Source organism: Tsukamurella sp. II2bb (assembly GCF_057815145.1).
This window is the reverse complement of sequence record NZ_JBYPZI010000007.1, coordinates 116053-134610: the sequence shown is the minus strand read 5'-3', so window position 1 is coordinate 134610 and position 18558 is coordinate 116053. Positions and strand designations below refer to the sequence as shown.

Sequence of the window (18558 nt, the reverse complement as noted above, 5' to 3'; positions counted from 1 at the left end):
CCCGCCGAACCTGTCAGGGCACCCCGATACGGTGGACGCATGCGCGTCGCCACCTGGAATGTGAACTCGGTCAAGCAGCGGCACGGGCGGCTGCTGGAGTGGCTGGACTCGCGCCTGCCGGACGTCGTCTGCCTGCAGGAGCTCAAGCTGACCGACGATGCCTTCGCCACGCTGATCGGGCCGGACCTCGTCGAGCGCGGCTACGAGTTCGCCACCGCGGGCCAGCCGCAGTGGAACGGCTCCGCGCTGCTGTCGAAGGTCGGGCTGGAGGACGTCGTCGTCGGCATCCCCGGCGCGCCCGCCTTCGACGGGATCACCGAAGGCCGGGCCATCTCGGGCGTCTGCGGCGGGATCCGCGTGCACTCGCTGTACACGCCGAACGGCCGGGAGATCGACTCGGAGCACTACGCCTACAAGCTCGAGTGGCTGGCCGCCCTCGTCGCCCAGGTGAAGGCCGATACCGTGCCCCAACTGGTCTGCGGTGACATGAACATCGCCCCGACCGACGCGGACGTCTTCGATCCCGCCGCCTTCGCCGGGCACACCCATGTGACCGCGCCGGAGCGGGCCGCGATCGCGGCCCTGGAGGCGCTCGGCCTGCGGGACGTGGTGCGCGAGCGCTGGCCGGACGAGCAGGTGTTCTCCTACTGGGACTACCGCGCCGGGATGTTCAACAAGAACCTCGGGATGCGGATCGATCTGATCCTGGCCAGCGGCGAGGTCGCCGATCGCACCGCGGCGGCCTGGATCGACCGGCAGGCGCGCAAGGGCAAGGGACCGTCGGACCACGCCCCCGTCATGCTCGACATCGATACCGCCCCCGACGGTGACATCGGTCCGATGATCCCGCCGCCGTCGGCCGGGAGGGTCACGCCGCGCGGCGCGAAGCTCCCCCAGGCCAAGGACTGAGCGGGGAGTCACTCCTCGGTGCTGAGCACCTCGGCGACGAAGCCGTTCACCCGTCGCCGCAGGTCGGCGAGGTTCTGCTCGCGGATCTGCTCGGTGTCGGTGCCCTTGTGGAAGGCGGGCGGCAGCTTGCGCGCGTTGGCCGCGCAGCTGAAGTCCTCGCACACCAGCACGCCGATCGTGTCGCCCTTGCGGCCGGCGGAACCACCGCGCCGCACGGTGTAGAGCACGGCCTGGCTCGTGATGTTCACGTCACGGCACCACGTGCACATGGCCTTCGCCTTGGGCTTGGCCTCCGCCTGCGTGAGCAGGATGGTCACCAGCCCGTCGGCGGTGGGCACGGCGACGTACGCGCGCCGGGGAATCTTCTTATCGCGCCATCCGTAGAACTCGAGCTTCGCGAAATCGACGTCCGCGAAGTCCGCTGGGAAGGTGACGCGCTTGACCTCGCTCTTGGTAGCGCCGCGGAAGGCGTCGATGATCTGCTGCTGGGTGACGGGATCCATGAAATGAACCGTTCTGTGAAACGGACCCGACGGTCTGCGCGGGCCCGGGAGGTGTGTGGGCAGAGCTGCGCAGCCGGTCCAGTGGGATCGGCTGCGGGGCGGGGTCATCTGCCGTGGCGCAGGGCGCCGGACACTCCTCCTCGGTTCACGCGGCCCACCTTACTCGTCCGGCTCGTTCGGATACCAGGCGATTTCCGGGCGAGCGATCACCGTCCCGATGCCGCTCGCCCATACGACGAATGTATCGCAGTGCATGGCCGGGTCGCGGCCGCGAATCAGCGGCTGCGGGCGATGTCCAGGGCCGCTTTGGGACGGGAGAGGAGGTATTCGCGGGAGAGGTTGCGGATCCAGGCGCGACGGGTGCATCCGCACTCGGCGCGGACGGCGTGGGCGTCGAGGCCGAGGTGGCGGGCGAGAGCGGCGGCCCGTCGGGCATGGAAGAACTGCGAGACGAGCAGAACGCGCACCAGCCCGAACTCGTCCCGCGCGCGTAAGCACGAGAGATAGGTGTCCAGCCCGGCACCGTCGGTGAGCAGGGCGGATTCCGGCACACCCCGGTCGCGGAGCCACCCCGTCATGACGGCGATCTCGTCGCCCGACTCGCCGCCCGCATTCCCGGAGATCAGGATCTTCTCGACCTTCCCCAGCCGGAGGAGCTGCAGCGCGGCCTCGAGCCGGCCCTCGACGAACGAGCCGGGCCGACCGCCGCGCACGGACGCACCGAAGGCGATCGCGACGGGCGCGGACGGGGCCGACTCGGGCGAGTGCAGCGGCCCCGAGCCGGTGACCCCCGTCACCACCGCGCGCAGCCGCGCCACGGGCCGCGCGGGCGACAGTGCGAGGGAACTCATGAGGACATCGTACTGAGCCGCTAGTTAGGCGAGCCTTCTCGCCGAGGCCCACCGGTCCGCGATCTACCGTTGTGCCAGACGCAGTGGTTTCGCACCATAGTTACCGACGAGTAACATTGGTGGCTACCCAGCCCGCGAGGCAGAAAGGTGCACGACGTGGACCAGACCTATTTGGCCGCCGCCGAGTCCGACATCACCCCGCTGAACATCACCCTCGGCACGATCGGCGCCATCGCCTTCGCGGTCGGCTGGGCGATCTTCCTCCGCGGCGCGCTTCGGATGGTGCGGATCATCGCGCAGGGACAGTCGGCGAAGGGCCGCTGGCTCCCGTTCATACCACGCGCGACGGAGGTCGTGGTCGAGTTCCTCGCCCACACCAAGATGATCAAGAACCGCACCGTGGGTGTCGCCCACTGGTTCGTGATGATCGGCTTCCTCGCCGGCGCGATCCTGTGGTTCGAGGCTCTGCCGCAGACCTTCGACCCGCACTTCCACTGGCCGGTGATCGGGTCCTGGCCCGTGTACCACCTGATGGACGAGCTGCTCGGCATCGGCACCGTCGTCGGCATCGTCGTGCTGATCGTGGTGCGCCAGGTCAAGCACCCGCGCAACCCGGCGCTGTTCTCGCGGTTCGCCGGCAGCAGGTTCCTCCCCGCGTACACCATCGAGGCGATCGTTCTGTTCGAGGGCCTCGGCATGATCCTGGTGAAGGCCGGCAAGATCGCCACCTACGGCGAGTCCAGCCCCGTCACCGACTTCTTCACCCGTCAGGTCGCCGAGCTGCTCCCCGCGAGCGCGACGCTGGTCACGATCTTCGCCTTCGTCAAGCTGATGTCGGGCGTCATGTTCCTCATCCTGGTCGGTAGCAACCTGACCTGGGGCGTGGCCTGGCACCGCTTCTCCGCGTTCTTCAACATCTACTTCAAGCGCGAGCTGGGCAGCCGCCGCGCGCTGGGCGCCGTCAAGCCGATGATCTCCAACGGCAAGGTGCTGACCATGGAGAACACCGATCCGGACACCGACAATCTCGGCGCCGGCAAGATCGAGGACTTCTCCTGGAAGGGCTGGCTGGACTTCACGACCTGCACCGAGTGCGGTCGTTGCCAGAGCCAGTGCCCCGCGTGGAACACCGGTAAGCCGCTGAGCCCGAAGCTGCTCATCATGGGCCTGCGCGACCATGGCTACGCCAAGGCGCCGTACCTCCTGGCCGGCGGCCGCACGGACCCGTCGGGCGAGCAGATCGGTCTGGTCGACGCCGAGGGCAACCCCGACGAGGCCAAGCTGGAGAAGATCCCCGCCGAGGCCCGCGCCGAGGCCGAGCGCGCCCTCGTCGGCCCGGCCGGCGAGGACGGCGCCCTGGGCGGCGTCATCGACCCCGAGGTCCTGTGGTCCTGCACCACCTGCGGCGCCTGCGTCGAGCAGTGCCCCGTCGACATCGAGCACGTCGACCACATCGTCGACATGCGCCGCTACCAGGTCCTCATCGAGTCCGAGTTCCCGCACGAGCTGGCCGGCCTGTTCAAGAATCTCGAGAACAAGGGCAACCCCTGGGGCCAGAGCTCCAGCCAGCGCACCGCGTGGATCGACGAGATGGACATCGACATCCCGGTCTACGGCCAGGACGTCGAGTCCTTCGACGGCTTCGAGTACCTGTTCTGGGTCGGCTGCGCCGGCGCCTTCGAGGACCGCGCGAAGAAGACCACCAAGGCCGTCGCCGAGCTCCTCGACGTGGCCGCCGTGAACTTCCTGGTCCTGGGCCAGGGCGAGACCTGCACCGGCGACTCCGCCCGCCGCGCCGGCAACGAGTTCCTGTTCCAGATGCTCGCGCAGCAGAACATCGAGCAGCTCGACGAGGTCTTCGACGGCGTGCCCGCGAAGCAGCGCAAGATCGTCGTGACCTGCGCCCACTGCTTCAACGCGCTCGGCAACGAGTACCCGCAGGTCGGCGGACAGTACGAGGTCGTGCACCACACGCAGCTGCTGAACAAGCTGGTCCGCGAGAAGCGCCTCGTGCCCGTCGCGCCCCCGTCGGAGGACGTGACCTACCACGATCCCTGCTACCTGGGCCGGCACAACCAGGTCTACGAGGCCCCGCGTGAGCTGATCGGCGCCTCGGGCGCCACCCTCAAGGAGATGCCGCGGCACCTCGAGCGGTCCATGTGCTGTGGCGCCGGCGGTGCCCGCATGTGGATGGAGGAGCAGCTCGGCAAGCGGATCAACATCGACCGCGTCGACGAGGCGCTGACCACCCTGTCCAGCACGCCCGAGGCCACGCCCAAGAAGATCGCGACCGGCTGCCCGTTCTGCCGGGTCATGCTCTCCGACGGCGTGACCGCCCGGACCGCCGACGACGAGGCCGCCGCGCCCGAGGTCGTCGACGTCGCCCAGATGCTCCTCGAGTCCGTCAGGCGCGGCCTCCCCGAGGGCATCGTCGTCGGCAACCCCAACCGCAAGGTGTCCGACGGTGCCACCGCCCTCGCCGAGGCCCCTGCCGCGGCACCGGCGGCACCGGCCGCAGCTGCTCCGGCAGCACCGGCGACGCCCGCGGCTCCCGCGGCTCCCGCGGAGAAGAAGGACGCGAAGCCCGCGGTCGGCCTCGGCCTGGCCGGCGGCGGCAAGCGTCCGGGTGGCCCGAAGAAGCCCGGCGGGGCCAAGCCCGCCGCTGCTCCTGCAGCCCCGGCCGCCGAGACTCCCGCGGCAGAGGCACCGGCGGCTCCGGCCGCACCGTCGAAGCCCGCGGTGGGCCTGGGCCTGGCCGGGGGCGCGAAGCGCCCCGGGGCCAAGAAGCCCGGCGCCCCGAAGCCCGCCTCGGCGGCACCGGCAGCCGACTCCGCACCCGCAGCACCGGCGGCACCCGCCGCGGAGGCACCGGCCGCACCCGCTGCGCCCGCGAAGCCGGCGGTCGGCCTGGGGATCGCCGGCGGCGCCAAGCGTCCGGGCGCGAAGAAGCCCGGCGCGCCCAAGCCCGCCGCGGCCGCACCCCCCGCGGCGCCCGCGCCCGCAACCGAGGCTCCTGCAGCGCCGACGGCCGACGCTCCGACAGCCGACGCGCCGGCGGCCGAGGCTCCGGCCACTCCCGCAGCACCGGCAGAGGACCGCACGCTGGCGACGGCGGGCGAGTCGAAGGCCAAGGGCTTCGGCATCGCCGCGGGCGCCAAGCGCCCCGGCGCCAAGAAGACGGGAGCGCCGAAACCAGCAGCTGTGACCGATTCGGCCCCGGCGACGGCTGAGACGCCGGTCACACCGGCACCGGCGACCGAGGCCCCCGCGGAGACCCCCGCGCCGGCGGCGGAGCCGGCACCGTCGGCCCCGGAAACGGCCGCTGACCAGCCGAAGGCACCGTCGGGCGAGAGCGACCGCACGGTGGCGACGGAGGGCGCGTCGAAGGCCAAGGGCTTCGGGATCGCCGCGGGCGCGAAGCGTCCCGGCGGCCGGAAGTGATCGAAGCTTCCCGAACAGCTATCACTTGTGCGGCAGGATGTAACGCGTGCCTGAGTACGTGACTTACGAGGAGTTCGGCCGGCGGTTCTTCGAGATCGCCGTGAACGAGGAGCGAGTGGGCTCCGCGTTCGCCGACATCGCCGGCGGCGACTTCACCGTGGGCCCGATCCCGTCGGGCCCCGGCGGAGTCGCCAAGGTGTGGGCGCAGGTCGAGATCGACGAGCCGCAGCTCACCCGCCAGGTGGGCGAGCTCATCACCTTCACGGTGAAGATCCCGCTGCGCATCGGACTGCTGATCGATCTCAAGGTCGACCGGATCCGCTACGACGTGGCGGGGCTCATCACCCTGCCGCTCACGGTGCGTGCGGCGGCGCCGCTGGAGCTGCGGATCGAGGTCGATCCGCCCAAGCCCAGGGACGTCTGGGTCGATGTGGAGTCGCGGACCATCCGCGGTTCGATCGTGCGCGTCGTGGCCAGCGTCGACGCCGAGATCCGGCGCTTCATCGCGCAGTACGTGGCCGAGGAGATCGACAAGCCCGAGGTCAAGAAGGCCCGGATCATCGACGTCTCCGAGGAACTGGGCCGCGCCTTCCACAACCTCGGCGACGACGATGCCCCTGCCGCCCCGGCGGCGCCAGCCGAGCCCGAGGTCCTCGAACCCACCGAGATCCTGCCCGCACCGGGCGACTAGCCCGGGGCGCGGTCAGCCGGCGTCGCCGTCGACGATGCGCTGAATCGCCGGACCGTACGTCGCCACCAGCTCGTCCGGCGTCGGCTCGGTGAAGACCGGTGACCGGATCAGATAGCGCATGAACGCCAGCCCGAGCATCGTGCTCGCGACGACCCGCGCCGTTTCGACGGTGATCCCCGCGTGCCTGATCACCGAGGGGATCATCACCGACGAGACGAACTCGCCGAACGCCCCCGCCTCCGCGGTCTCGTCACCGTCCGCCTCGACCGCGGCCCGGAGCACGGTGCGGAAGGCCGCGCCCGTCTCCGGGGGCTCCCACACTCCCACCGCGGCGCGGACCAGCCTGTCCCCCATGCCCTCGCGGGGACCGCTCAGCGCGGTCATGAAGATCTTCTCCGGATCCACCGGCATGCTCATGACCGCGCGGAACAGGCCCTTCTTGTTCTCGTAGTAGTACGAGACCAGCGCCACGTCGACCCCAGCGCGCGCCGCGATGGCGCGGATCGTGGCGCGGTCGTAGCCCACCTCGGCGAAGAGCTCCCGCGCCGCCTCGAGGATGTCCGCCTTCGCGGTGCTCGCGCCCGCCCGTCTACCCGTCGCCATGCCGCGATTCTAGCAATATTTCAACGCCTGTTGACTTCTGTCGAGAGCCGGTCGTAGCCTGAGTTTCATCAGACGTTGAATTCCTTGGAGGTGCTCCATCATGAGCAAGTCCCACGTACGGCTGGCCGGGGCCTTCGCTGGCCTGGCGATCGTCATTCCGCTGATCGTCCTGTTGTTCACCGGTCCCGCATCCCACGGCAAACCGCACGACCTGCCCATCGGCGTCGCCGGCCCCGCCGCCGCGCAGGTCGAGGAGAAGCTGAACGCCCAGCAGCCCGGCGGCTTCGCGGTGCACGCCTACGACTCCGAGGCAGCGCTGGTGCAGGCCACCAAGGACCGCGAGGTCTACGGCGGGCTCGTCCCCGGACCCACCCCCAAGGCCGTGATCGCCACGGGCGCGTCGCCCGCCGTCGCGCCGATGCTCACGCAGATGGCGACCGCCCTGGCGCAGGGGCGCGCGGTGCAGACCGTCGAGGTCGCGCCGCTCTCGGCGGACGATCCGCGGGGCGCGGGGTTCGGCTCCATCGTCCTGCCGGTCTTCCTGTCCGGCATGGTGTTGGCGCTGGCGACCGTCCTGATCGGCGGCCATCCGAAGATCGTCGCGGTGGCCCTTCCGGTCGGCGCCGCGATCGTCGGCGCCGGCGCCGTCGGGGCCGCCATGTGGCTCGGGGTGCTGCCCGGCGGCTTCTGGGGCCAGTGGCTCGCCATGAGCGCGGGCATGCTCGCGATCGGGGCGACGGTGGCCGGCCTGGTCTCCCTCCTGGGCATGGCGGGCATCGGCCCCGCGGCACTGCTGTTCCTGCTGGTCGGGATGCCGCTGGCCGGGATCGCGATGCCGCCGGAGTTCCTGCCGCGCATCTGGGCGGTCCTGGGCCAGAGCCTGCCGATCGGCGCCACGGGCACGGCCCTGCGCAGTGCCGCCTTCTTCGCCGACGGTGCCGTGGTCGGCGCCGGCGCGGGTGCCGCCTTCGCGGTGCTCGGCGCCTGGATCGTCGTCGGCTACGCGCTGGTGGCCGTCGGCGCGGCGCGGCACCGGGCCGGGCGGCGCGCACCGTCGGACAAGGCGGAGGTGACGGAAAAGGATTTGCTGCAGCCTGCGACGATGTAACCCATGAGCCGACCGCATGTGCCCCACATCCGCACCGACCTCAAGCCGCTCGAGCAGTCCGCGAAGCTGCAGAACGTGCTGTACGAGATCCGTGGCCCCGTGGTGGCACAGGCGGCTCGACTGGAGGCGCAGGGGCACCGGATCCTCAAGCTGAACATCGGCAACCCCGCGACCTTCGGTTTCGAAGCGCCCGACTCGATCGTCCGCGACATGATCCACGCGCTGCCCACCTCGCAGGGCTACAGCGAGTCGCAGGGCATCGCCTCCGCGCGACGGGCCGTGGTGACCCGCTACGAGGAGGTCGAGGACTTCCCCTACTTCGACATCGGCGACGTCTACCTCGGCAACGGCGTCTCCGAGCTCATCACGATGACCCTGCAGGCGCTGCTGAACAACGGCGACGAGGTGCTCATCCCCGCGCCCGACTACCCGCTCTGGACCGCCATGACGAGCCTCGCCGGGGGCACCCCGGTGCACTACCTGTGCGACGAGGACAACGCCTGGAACCCGTCCGTGGAGGACATCGAGGCGAAGATCACACCGCGTACCAAGGCGATCGTCGTGATCAACCCGAACAACCCGACCGGGGCCGTCTACTCGCGGGAGACGCTGCAGCAGATCGTCGAGGTGGCGCGCAGGCACTCGCTGCTCGTCCTCGCCGACGAGATCTACGACCGCATCCTCTACGACGGTGCCAAGCACATCTCCATCGCCGAGCTCGCCCCGGATCTGCTCGTGATGACGTTCAACGGCCTGTCCAAGGCGTACCGGGTGTGCGGCTACCGGGCGGGCTGGGCGGTGCTCACCGGGCCGAAGGATCACGCCTCCGGCTTCATCGAGGGGCTGACCCTCCTCGCGTCAACCCGACTGTGCCCCAACGTCCCTGCGCAGCACGCGATCCAGGTGGCGCTCGGCGGCTACCAGTCGATCAACGACCTGATCCTGCCCGGCGGCCGGCTCCTGGAGCAGCGCGACGTGGCCTTCGAGAAGCTCAACGCCATCCACGGCGTCAGCTGTGTGAAGCCGAAGGGCGCGCTGTACGCCTTCCCCAAGCTGGACCGGGAGGTCCACGAGATCCGCGACGACGAGCAGATGGTGCTGGACCTGCTCAACCAGGAGAAGATCCTCCTGGTGCAGGGCACGGGCTTCAACTGGCCCACGCCCGACCATCTGCGCGTCGTGACGCTCCCCTGGGCCCGCGACCTCGCGGAGGCCTTGGACCGGTTCGGCAACTTCCTGAGTTCGTACAAGCAGAAGTAGGGTGGCGGCGTGAGCGCCGACCACGACCACGACCACGACGACGCCGCCGCGCATGTGCACAGCCATTCGCTGAGCAACATCTCGCTCGGCAAGTGGGCGTCCCGTGTCGTGATCGGCCTGCTCGCCGCGATCGGCGTCTTCGTCGTCGCCGGGGTCGTCCTGCTGTGGCCGTCGCAGCTGCGGGTCAGCGTGCCCTCGGGCCCGCAGACGCCGACCCTCGCCAAGGGCGAGGTCTCCGAGCAACTCGTCGGAAACTGCGATTTCTCCCCGTCCGGTAACGGCCAGATCAGCGAGACCGAGCCCCACCCGGTCCTCAATCCCGACGGTGGCTGCCTGAACAGTTCGGTGCGCATCACCACCGGCCCGGACGCCGGCAAGTGGACGATGTTCTCCATCGGCACGCAGCGCACCAACGTCTCCGCGGTGCCCGGGCAGGCACCGTCGCCGGACAAGCCGCAGTCGGGCGTCGACCTCTCCCGCCCCGCCACGCCCGGTACCGGGCAGCCCGACCTCTCCCCGGGCACGAAGATCATGATGAGCTGGAACGGCGGCGGCGTGGCCGGCTCGCCGTCGAACTACGCCTTCTACGACTACGCGCGCGGCATCTCCCTCTGGGTGTGGGGACTGGTCTTCGCAGCCGTGGTGATCGCGGTGGCACAGTGGCGCGGGCTGCGGGCGCTGCTCGGCCTCGCGCTGTCGGGCGTGGTGATCGTCTTCTTCGCGCTGCCGTCCATCCTCGACGGGAACTCGGCGGTCTGGGTGGCGCTCGTCGCCTCGTCGGTGATCCTGTACGTGGTGCTGTACCTGGCGCACGGGGTCTCCCTGCGCACCTCCGCGGCACTGCTGGGGACCCTCTGTTCGCTGGCGGTCTGCGCGGCGCTGGCCTGGCTCGCGACACTCACCACCCAGGTCACGGGCCTGAGCAACGAGGATTCGACGAACCTGCAGGCCTACGCCTCGACCGTTTCGACCTCGGGTGTGCTGCTCGCCGGCTTCGTGATCGGCGCGCTGGGCGTGCTCAACGACGTGACCATCACGCAGTCCTCGGCCACCTTCGAGCTGGCCAAGCTGTCACCCAAGTCCTCCCGGCGCCGCACCTTCCTCTCCGCCATGCGCGTGGGCCGGGATCACATCGCCTCGACGGTGTACACCCTGGTCTTTGCCTACGTCGGCACGGCACTGCCGCTGCTGCTGCTGTTCTCCATCGCCGGGCGGCCGCTGGGGCAGGTCCTCACGTCGGACTCCGTGGCGATCGAACTGGTCCGCGCCTTCGTCGGCGGTGTCGGCCTGGCCCTGTCGGTGCCGCTGACCACGGCCATCGCGACGCTCCTCGCGAAGCCGAAGCGCGTGGCGGTGAGCCCCGCGGCCGCCAAACGCTACACCGAGAGCCATCCCGATACCGATCCCTCGGAGATCCGAGTGCGCGAGCGGCGCGCCGCCGCCCGGTCGGCCGCCGCGTCGGCTGCCGCTGCTTCGGCCGGCAGCGCCGCGGACGCGTCACCGGCTTCGGCGCGCGGGGCGGCGGCCGAGCCGCGTGCCGAGGGGACCGCTACGTCACGTCCGTCCCGGCCCGTGGCGGGTACGCAGCCCCCTACCGGGCAGTTCCCCGTCGCGCCGCGGTCGGCGCCATCCCGTCCCGAGTCGCGACCGGCCGCACCGCCTGCGGTCCCGTCCCAGCGTCCCGGGCGCCGACGGCTGCCATCGGAGCCGATCCCCGCGCCGCCGCGCCCCCAGCCCCGCCCGCCCGTACTGCCGGACCCGCCCGCCCAGGACCGACCGACCCAGGACCGGCCCGCCCAGGGCCGGCCGGCGCAGGAACCGCCGCGGCGTGGCCGGCATTCCGCCGACTGAGCCGAGTGCGGTCGGTTTCCTACGCCATCGGTCGGAAACCGACCGCACTCAGCGCTGGAAGTTCAGGTACGCCTTCGAGGGCGTCGGGCCGCGCTGGCCCTGGTACTTCGACCCCACGACCGAGCTGCCGTAGGGGTTCTCCGCGGGGCTGGTGAGCCGGAACAGGCACAGCTGCCCGATCTTCATGCCGGGCCACAGGGTGATCGGCAGGTTCGCCACGTTCGACAGTTCCAACGTGATGTGGCCGGAGAAGCCCGGGTCGATGAAGCCCGCCGTCGAGTGGGTGAGCAGCCCCAAGCGGCCGAGCGAGGACTTGCCCTCCAGGCGGCCGGCCAGGTCGTCGGGCAGCGTGCACACCTCGAGCGTGGAGCCGAGCACGAACTCGCCGGGATGCAGCACGAAGGGCTCGCCCTCGGCCGGCTCGACGAGCGAGGTCAGCTCGTCCTGCCGCTGCTTCGGGTCGATGTGCGTGTACCGGGTGTTGTTGAAGACGCGGAACAGGCCGTCGAGCCGCACGTCGACGCTGGACGGCTGCACCATCTGCGGATCGAACGGGTCGATGCCGAGGCGGCCGGATTCCACGTGGGCGCGAATGTCGCGATCGGAGAGCAGCACGCGGTCCAGCGTAGGCCAGGAAGGCGCTGTGCGACCGTGCACCCCGGATCGGGGATACTGCTCTTCCGTGACCGACACTCCGCTCCGCCGCGGCCTCACCGCCCGCCACATCCGGTTCATCGCGCTCGGCTCGGCGATCGGCACCGGCCTGTTCTACGGCTCCGCGGCCGCGATCCAGGCCGCCGGCCCGTCCGTGCTGCTCGCCTACGTGATCGGCGGCGTGGTGATCTACCTGGTGCTGCGCGCGCTGGGCGAGATGGCGGTGCGGCGACCGCAGGGCTCGTTCGGCGACTACGCCTCGTCGGCGCTGGGACCGCAGGCCGGCTTCATGACGGGGTGGATGTACGTCTTCGAGATGGTCTTCGTGTGCATCGCGGACGTCACGGCGTTCGCCGTGTACATGGGCATGTGGTTCCCGCACGTGCCGAAGTGGATCTGGGTGCTGGCGGTGATCTTCTTCATCGCGGCGCTGAACCTGATGCGGGTGCGGTCTTCGGCGAGGTCGAGTTCTGGCTGACGATCGTCAAGATCACCGCCATCGTGGCGATGATCGCGGGCGGCATCGCGGTGCTGATCTTCGGTTTCGGCATGCACGACACGGCGCAGGGGGTGAGCAACCTGTGGTCGCACGAGGGCTTCTTCGCGACCGGCTTCGGCGGCTTCCTGAGCTGCTTCGTCCTGGTGGTCTTCGCCTTCGGCGGCTCGGAGATCATCGGCCTGACCGCCGCGGAGGCCAGGGATCCGGAGCGGACGATCCCGAAGGCGATCAACACCGTGCCGGTCCGGATCGGCCTGTTCTACGTGCTCGCGCTGGCGGTGATCATGGCGGTCATCCCGTGGAACGAGATCAGCAGCGATTCCAGCCCGTTCGTGCAGATCTTCCGGGCGCTCGGCGTCGAGCCCGCGGCGCACGTCCTCAACGTCGTGGTGATCACCGCGGCCATCTCGGCCATCAACAGCGACATCTACGGCGCCGGCCGGATGATGTTCGGCATGGCCCAGCGCGGCCAAGCGCCCGCGGTCATGCGCCGGACCACCGCGAACGGCGTGCCGTGGATGACGGTGCTCATCATGACCGTGGCGCTGCTCGTGGGCGTGCTGCTCAACGCCCTCATCCCCGAGAACGTCTTCGTGGTGATCGCCTCGATCGCGACCTTCGCGACGGTCTTCGTCTGGCTGATGATCCTGTTCTCCCAGTACCGCCAGCGCACCCGCCTGTCCGCCGACGAGGTCTCGCAGCTGCGCTTCCCCGTCCCGCTCTGGCCCTACGGACAGCAGGTCGCGATCGCCTTCCTGCTGTTCGTGACGGTGCTGATGGCCTTCGACCACGACACCCTCGTCGCGCTCGTGGTCGGCTTCGCCTGGCTCGGGGCGCTCGCCGTCGCCTACCGGCTGTGGGTTGCCCCGCGCGCGTCCGCGACTCCGTGACCGGTTCCGGGGCCCGACGGTGCGCGTGCTAGTCTTGCCCCTACGTGCGGCACTGTTTCACGACGGTGCCGCCACTGCCGATGTAGTTCAATGGTAGAACTCCTGCTTCCCAAGCAGGTAGCGCGGGTTCGATTCCCGTCATCGGCTCCACCTGATCGGCGCGTTCCCTTCTGGAGCGATGTCGAAATCACTCCGCTCCGTTCGACGTCTGTACGGACCGCAGGGACATGCGGCCTTCGACGAAGGAGAACACCATGGCACGGCAGGCACGGGCGCGGGTCGACCTATTGAACGTCTCGCTGGACGGATACGCCGCGGGCGAATCCATCACCGTCGACGAACCGATCGGCGGGGCGAGCGCGCTGTTCGACAGTTTCGACGGCCGGGTCATCGCGGGCGTGCACCGCGCGGACGTTCCGATCACTGCGGACCGGTTGCTGACCAGCGTGTGGGGGCAGGGAGTCGGCGCGGAGATCATGGGGCGCGGGAAGTTCGGCCCGCAGCAGGGTCCGTGGCCCGAGGACGGGTGGCGCGGCTGGTGGGGCGACGAGCCGCCGTTCGAAACGCCCGTGATCGTCCTCAGCCACCACTCGCACGATCCGATCGAGTTCGCGAACGGCACCGTCTTCCATTTCCGGGACGCCTCGCCGTCCGACGCCCTCGCCGAGGCCTTCGCGCTCGCCGGTGGTCGCGATGTCCGGATCGGCGGCGGTCCGTCGACGGTGCGGGAGTTCCTCCGCGCGGATCTCGTCGACATGCTGCACATCGCCGTCCAGCCGATCGTCCTCGGTGCCGGCGTCCCCCTGTGGGAGGGGCTCCCCGGTGTCCACCGTCGCTTCGACATCGAGTCGGTCGTCACGCCGAACGGCGTCGTCCACCAGTTCTGGAACCGCAGGGGGTAGGGCCCCGCGCGGTCAGTCCTTCTCGTCCGGCTCCGGGTGATTGCGGGCGTCCAGTTCCTTGGCGCGGCGGCGCTGCTGCTCGGCGCGCTCGCGGCACTGGCGGAGGAATTCGTCGTCATCGTCCGGGTACTGGGCGACGCGCCGGCCGGGACGCTCGTACTCCGGGTACCCCGTGGTCCGCGACGGCGTCCCGCCGGCGGCGGCTCCCACGGGGCGGCCCATCAGGAACCAGATCAGCGATCCGGCCAGCGGGATGATGATCACGACCACCAGCCAGCCCATCTTGGGCAGATGGCGCACCCGATACTCGTCGGAGACGATCACGTCGATCAGCGCCGCCACCCACAGCAGCATCACGATCGCACCGAAGTACGGCATCTTGAACCCCCATCCTCGACACAACGGATACCCGATGCTACCGCGCCCCCTCGCCGCACCTCGACATAGTGTGACACCGTGACTGATCTCAGCTGGCCCGCGACCCGGCTGCTCCGGGTCGGCAAGCGCACCGTCGCCGCACCCGGGCACCTCGACCTTACCGCGACGCACCTGCGGTTCCGCCCCGCGGGGCTGGCGTCGAAGATCACCGGCACGCCGTTCGCGGTACAGCTCAGGCACATCGCGGGCGCCGGCATCGTCGAGGAGACGACGGGCCTGTTCAAGCGGACGCGGCAGCGGCTGTGCGTCACCCTCGCCGACGGCTCCGAGCAGTTCTTCGACACCCCGCGCCCCGACGAGGTCGCCGGGGCCGTCCGCCACCGGCTCGGGGGCGGCGCATGATCGGCGTGATCGGCGGGACGGGCCTCTACCGGTTCCTGCCGGCCGGGACGCAGCAGCGCACCGTCGAGACCCCGTACGGGCGGCCGAGCGCCCCGATCACCGTCGGCGAGGTCGCGGGGCGCGAGGTCGCCTTCCTCCCCCGGCACGGCCTGCGCCACGAGTTCTCGCCGCACACCGTGCCGTACCGGGCCAACCTCTGGGCGCTGCGCAGCCTCGGGGTGCGCAAGGTGCTGGCGCCGTGCGCGGTCGGGAGCCTCGACGGTGCCGCGGGGCCCGGCACGATCGCGCTCCCGGAGCAGCTCGTCGACCGGACGAGCGGCCGGCCGTCGACCTATTTCGACGGTGGCGGTGTGCATGTGAGCTTCGCCGATCCGTACTGCCCGGCGCTGCGGGCCGCGGCGGCTCCGTACGCCGACCGGACGGCGTCGACGATGGTCGTGATCGAGGGGCCGCGCTTCTCCACCCGCGCCGAGAGCCGCTGGTACGCGGCGCAGGGTTGGGACCTGGTGAACATGACGGGCCTGCCGGAAGCGGCGCTGGCCCGCGAGCTGAAGCTCTGCTACGCCTCGATCGCGCTGGTCACCGACCTCGACGCGGGCATCGAGGCCGGCGACGGCGTGCACACCGAGGACGTGCTCGCGGAGTTCACGCGCAACCTACCGAGGCTGATCGACGCGCTCACGAGGACGATCGCCACCGTCGACCCGGCGAGCCCGTGCGACTGCGCCCGGGGCGACCACGAGCTGCCGGGCGGGCTGGAACCGATCCGGGTGTAGCGGCTAGGCGGAACCGAGGTAGCGCTCGGTGTCGCGCTGCAGCCACTTGACGATCAGGCCCGCGGGGAAGGCGCTGAGCCCCACCGCGCGATCGCCGCCGATCGGTTCGATGAGCAGCGTCCAGGTGAAGACGGAGCCGCCGTCGGGGTGCGCCTCGACGCGGTACTTCTCCGCGAGCCGCGCCAGGCCGGGTGCGGTGGCGGACTGTACGTAGAAGGCCTTCTCGCACAGCGTCTCCGACTCCTCCCAGGAGTAGAAGAGCTCGTCGGCGCTGATCCCCGGGCCGAGGTGCACCCGGCGGGTGGAGCCGGCGGCGAAAGGCCGCGGGCTGGTCCACTCGACCTTGCGGATCCCCTTGCACCAGTGCAGGGGACGGTCCGAGGTCAGCTCACCCCATACCCAGTCGACGGGGCGCGCCGAGCGCACCGAGAACTCGTACACGCCGGGACGCCCGGCCTGCAGTTCGGAGGGGTGGACGGGCTTGAGTGCGGGCATGTCGGGCTCCTGGCTTCTTCGGGGTCAGACGGTGTGCGCGTCCGCGACGCTGAGCGCCTCGTCGATGATGCCCAGGCCCTCGCGGGCCTCCTCGACGGAGACGTTGCACGGCGGCACGACGTGGATGCGGTTGTAGTTCGCGAAGGGCAGCAGGCCGCCCTTCTTGAGGGCCGCGACGGTCTCGTTCATCGCGGGGCTGCTGCCGCCGTAGCGCGCCAACGGCTCTCGGGTCTCCTTGTCGCGGACCAGCTCGATGGCGAAGAAGACGCCCTCGCCGCGCACGTCGCCGACGGACGGATGCTTGGCCTTGAACTCCTCGAGGGTGGGGCGGATGATCTCGTCGCCGATCATCGCGGCGTTCTCGACCATGCCCTCCTCGGCCATGGCGGTGATCGTCGCGACCGCCGAGGCGGTGGCGAGCGGGTGCCCCGAGTAGGTGAGGCCGCCCGGGTAGGGCTTGTCGGCGAAGGTCGCGGCGACCTCGGCGCCGATCGCGACGCCGCCGAGCGGCACGTAGCCGCTGTTGACGCCCTTGGCGAAGGTCATCAGGTCGGGCACGACGGGCCCGGCGGCGGTGGTGGCGTGCTCGACGGCGAACCATTTGCCGGTGCGGCCGAAGCCGGCCATGACCTCGTCGGCGATCATGACGATGCCGTACTTCGTGCACAGCTCCCGGACGCCGGCGAGGTAGCCGGGCGGCGGGACCATGATGCCGGGGGTGCCGGGGATCGACTCGAGGATGATCGCCGCGATGGTCGACGGTCCCTCGAGCACGATCGTGCGCTCCAGGTGCTCGAGCGCGCGCTGCGATTCCTCCTCCTCGGTCTGCGCGTAGAAGGAGGACCGGTAGAGGAACGGCCCGTCGAAGTGGGCGACGGATTCGCCGCCGACGTCGTTGGCGAACCGGCGGGTGTCACCGGTGACGTTGATCGCCAGCTCGGTGCCGCCGTGGTAGCTGCGGTAGCGGCTGAGCACCTTGCGGCGGCCGGTGTGCACGCGGGCCATCCGGATGGCGTGCTCCACCGCGTCGGCGCCGCCGTTGGTGAAGAAAATCTTGTCCAGGTCGCCCGGGGTGCGCTCGGCGATCAGCCGCGCGGCCTCGCTGCGGGATTCGTTGACGTGCTGCGGCGCGATAGTGCAGATCTTCGCGGCCTGCTCCGCGATGGCCGCGACGACCTTCGGATGCTGGTGACCGATGTTGGTGTTGACCATCTGCGAGCTGAAGTCGAGGAGCTTGCGCCCCTCCCCGTCCCAGACGTACGAGCCCTGCGAGGCGAGGATCGTCATGGGGTTGATCTGCGCCTGCGCCGACCACGAGTGGAAGACGTGGGCGCGATCGAGTTCGTGGGCGCGGGCTCCGGCGGCGATGGCCTCGTCGACGGCCCGGCCGTCGGGCAGCGTGTTCGTCATATCTGTCACTCCAAGAAATATGTCTGCGGCAATGCCGGCTGGCGATATCCGCGGGTATGCGCTGCTCACCTGGTCACGTCACGGTGCCCGCCACGATACCCGGCGCAGCCGCGGCGCTCTCGCCGCCCGGTACCGCCCGGCACCGGCCGCTCACCGCGCGGCCGGCTCGGCCCGACGCGGACGACGGGCTCAGGCCAGCGCGTCGGCGATGTCGCGGGCCGTCGACCGCGCCAGTTCGACGTACAGGGGGACGCGCTCCGGGGTCATCAGCTCCACCGGCCCGCGCAGCCCGAGGGCGAACCGGCAGGTGCCGTCGGGGCGCAGGACGGGCAGTCCGACGGTGCGGAATCCTGCGTCCAGTTCCTCGTCGTTGAAGGCGTAGCCGCGCTCCCGGGTCCGGCGCAGTTCGGCGGCCAGCTCGTCCGGCCCGGTGACCGAGCGGTCCGTCCCGCCCTCGTAGGGCAGGAGTTCGAGGAGGTCCTCGGTGGCGACATCACCCCAGACGAGCAGCGTCTTCCCCAGCGCGCTCGCGTGCACCGGAAGCCGAATGCCCTGCAGCCGATCGCCGTCCGCCTCGCGCCACCGGCTGGTGGCCACGAGCACCGCGTCCCCGGCCTGCCGGATCGCGATCGACGCGTTGGCCCCGACCGTGGTGGCGAGCAGCTCCAGGTGCGGCTCCGCGCGGTACGCCCCGTACTGCCGGTGCGCGAGCTGGCCGAACTCGGTGAGCGCGCCGCCCACGCGATATCGATTGGCGTCCTTGTCGAGGAAGCCGGCGGCCACGAGGCTGCCCATCAGGCGGTGAGTGGTGCTCACGGCGAGCCCGCACCGGCGCGCGACCTCGGAGACGCCCAACGCGTCGCCGTCGCGGAAGCAGGCCAGGATCTCGAACGCCCGCGCCACGGTCTGCACCCCTGAGTTCTCCACGCCGCCAC

At 70.6% G+C, this 18558-nt stretch carries 17 protein-coding genes, 1 tRNA gene and 1 pseudogene; 11 read left to right on the top strand and 8 right to left on the bottom strand.

The window, feature by feature from the left end; translation table 11 throughout:
• The first annotated feature begins 39 nt into the window (after positions 1 to 39).
• Complete coding sequence (locus AC21LY_RS16600; protein WP_489047656.1) at positions 40 to 909, top strand: exodeoxyribonuclease III; 870 nt, start codon at positions 40 to 42, stop codon at positions 907 to 909.
• Between the two features lie 8 nt (positions 910 to 917).
• On the opposite strand, the gene AC21LY_RS16595 is transcribed toward AC21LY_RS16600, so the two are convergent.
• Positions 918 to 1412: an FBP domain-containing protein gene (locus AC21LY_RS16595; protein ID WP_489047655.1), complete on the bottom strand. Its 495-nt coding sequence runs from the start codon at positions 1410 to 1412 to the stop codon at positions 918 to 920.
• 275 nt (positions 1413 to 1687) lie between these two features.
• Positions 1688 to 2263 carry a SanA/YdcF family protein gene (locus tag AC21LY_RS16590; RefSeq protein ID WP_489047654.1) on the bottom strand — a complete coding sequence of 192 codons (576 nt, stop codon included), beginning with the start codon at positions 2261 to 2263 and terminating at the stop codon, positions 1688 to 1690.
• A 156-nt stretch (positions 2264 to 2419) separates the two neighbouring features.
• Between AC21LY_RS16590 and AC21LY_RS16585 the strand changes: the two genes are divergently transcribed.
• Complete coding sequence (locus tag AC21LY_RS16585) at positions 2420 to 5704, top strand: (Fe-S)-binding protein (protein ID WP_489047653.1); 3285 nt, start codon at positions 2420 to 2422, stop codon at positions 5702 to 5704.
• 46 nt (positions 5705 to 5750) lie between these two features.
• Positions 5751 to 6395 carry a hypothetical protein gene (locus AC21LY_RS16580; protein ID WP_489047652.1) on the top strand — a complete coding sequence of 215 codons (645 nt, stop codon included), beginning with the start codon at positions 5751 to 5753 and terminating at the stop codon, positions 6393 to 6395.
• A gap of 12 nt (positions 6396 to 6407) precedes the next feature.
• On the opposite strand, the gene AC21LY_RS16575 is transcribed toward AC21LY_RS16580, so the two are convergent.
• Positions 6408 to 6998, bottom strand: coding sequence for a TetR/AcrR family transcriptional regulator (locus AC21LY_RS16575; RefSeq protein ID WP_489047651.1), 591 nt, complete (start codon positions 6996 to 6998; stop codon positions 6408 to 6410).
• A gap of 100 nt (positions 6999 to 7098) precedes the next feature.
• On the opposite strand from AC21LY_RS16575, the gene AC21LY_RS16570 reads away from it, so the two are divergent.
• The 3 genes from AC21LY_RS16570 to AC21LY_RS16560 are packed head-to-tail and all read left to right on the top strand — an operon-like array spanning position 7099 to position 11217.
• Positions 7099 to 8106, top strand: a complete 1008-nt coding sequence (locus tag AC21LY_RS16570) for an ABC transporter permease (RefSeq protein ID WP_489047650.1) — start codon at positions 7099 to 7101, stop codon at positions 8104 to 8106.
• 3 nt (positions 8107 to 8109) lie between these two features.
• Entirely contained in the window at positions 8110 to 9366 is a 1257-nt protein-coding gene (locus tag AC21LY_RS16565) for a pyridoxal phosphate-dependent aminotransferase (RefSeq protein ID WP_489047649.1), read from the top strand.
• A gap of 9 nt (positions 9367 to 9375) precedes the next feature.
• Positions 9376 to 11217, top strand: a complete 1842-nt coding sequence (locus tag AC21LY_RS16560; RefSeq protein WP_489047648.1) for a YibE/F family protein — start codon at positions 9376 to 9378, stop codon at positions 11215 to 11217.
• A 48-nt stretch (positions 11218 to 11265) separates the two neighbouring features.
• On the opposite strand, the gene dcd is transcribed toward AC21LY_RS16560, so the two are convergent.
• Complete coding sequence (gene dcd / locus AC21LY_RS16555; RefSeq protein ID WP_489047647.1) at positions 11266 to 11832, bottom strand: dCTP deaminase; 567 nt, start codon at positions 11830 to 11832, stop codon at positions 11266 to 11268.
• Between the two features lie 67 nt (positions 11833 to 11899).
• Here dcd and AC21LY_RS16550 point away from each other — a divergent pair.
• From AC21LY_RS16550 to AC21LY_RS16540, 3 genes and pseudogenes are all read left to right on the top strand, one after another.
• Positions 11900 to 13260 (top strand): annotated as a pseudogene (locus AC21LY_RS16550) (amino acid permease).
• Between the two features lie 76 nt (positions 13261 to 13336).
• A tRNA-Gly gene (locus AC21LY_RS16545) sits at positions 13337 to 13410 on the top strand.
• Positions 13411 to 13514: 104 nt separating this feature from the next.
• On the top strand, positions 13515 to 14162 hold the full coding sequence (locus tag AC21LY_RS16540) for a dihydrofolate reductase family protein (RefSeq protein ID WP_489047646.1): 648 nt from the start codon (positions 13515 to 13517) through the stop codon (positions 14160 to 14162).
• Positions 14163 to 14174: 12 nt separating this feature from the next.
• Here the strand turns inward: AC21LY_RS16540 and AC21LY_RS16535 are convergent, their stop codons facing one another.
• Positions 14175 to 14540, bottom strand: a complete 366-nt coding sequence (locus tag AC21LY_RS16535) for a PLD nuclease N-terminal domain-containing protein (RefSeq protein ID WP_489047645.1) — start codon at positions 14538 to 14540, stop codon at positions 14175 to 14177.
• A 78-nt stretch (positions 14541 to 14618) separates the two neighbouring features.
• On the opposite strand from AC21LY_RS16535, the gene AC21LY_RS16530 reads away from it, so the two are divergent.
• Both AC21LY_RS16530 and AC21LY_RS16525 read left to right on the top strand, forming a co-directional pair.
• The gene (locus tag AC21LY_RS16530) at positions 14619 to 14942 is read left to right on the top strand and encodes a hypothetical protein (RefSeq protein WP_489047644.1); all 324 of its coding nucleotides are present in this window, start codon (positions 14619 to 14621) and stop codon (positions 14940 to 14942) included.
• Positions 14939 to 15718: an S-methyl-5'-thioadenosine phosphorylase gene (locus AC21LY_RS16525; RefSeq protein WP_489047643.1), complete on the top strand. Its 780-nt coding sequence runs from the start codon at positions 14939 to 14941 to the stop codon at positions 15716 to 15718. The genes AC21LY_RS16530 and AC21LY_RS16525 overlap by 4 nt, the downstream gene beginning before the upstream one ends.
• 3 nt (positions 15719 to 15721) lie before the next feature.
• On the opposite strand, the gene AC21LY_RS16520 is transcribed toward AC21LY_RS16525, so the two are convergent.
• The 3 genes from AC21LY_RS16520 to AC21LY_RS16510 all read right to left on the bottom strand — a co-directional run bounded on the left by AC21LY_RS16520 (position 15722) and on the right by AC21LY_RS16510 (position 18550).
• Complete coding sequence (locus AC21LY_RS16520; RefSeq protein WP_489047642.1) at positions 15722 to 16213, bottom strand: SRPBCC family protein; 492 nt, start codon at positions 16211 to 16213, stop codon at positions 15722 to 15724.
• A 24-nt stretch (positions 16214 to 16237) separates the two neighbouring features.
• Entirely contained in the window at positions 16238 to 17623 is a 1386-nt protein-coding gene (locus AC21LY_RS16515) for an aspartate aminotransferase family protein (RefSeq protein ID WP_489047641.1), read from the bottom strand.
• A gap of 189 nt (positions 17624 to 17812) precedes the next feature.
• Entirely contained in the window at positions 17813 to 18550 is a 738-nt protein-coding gene (locus AC21LY_RS16510; RefSeq protein WP_489047640.1) for an IclR family transcriptional regulator, read from the bottom strand.
• Positions 18551 to 18558: the final 8 nt, after the last annotated feature.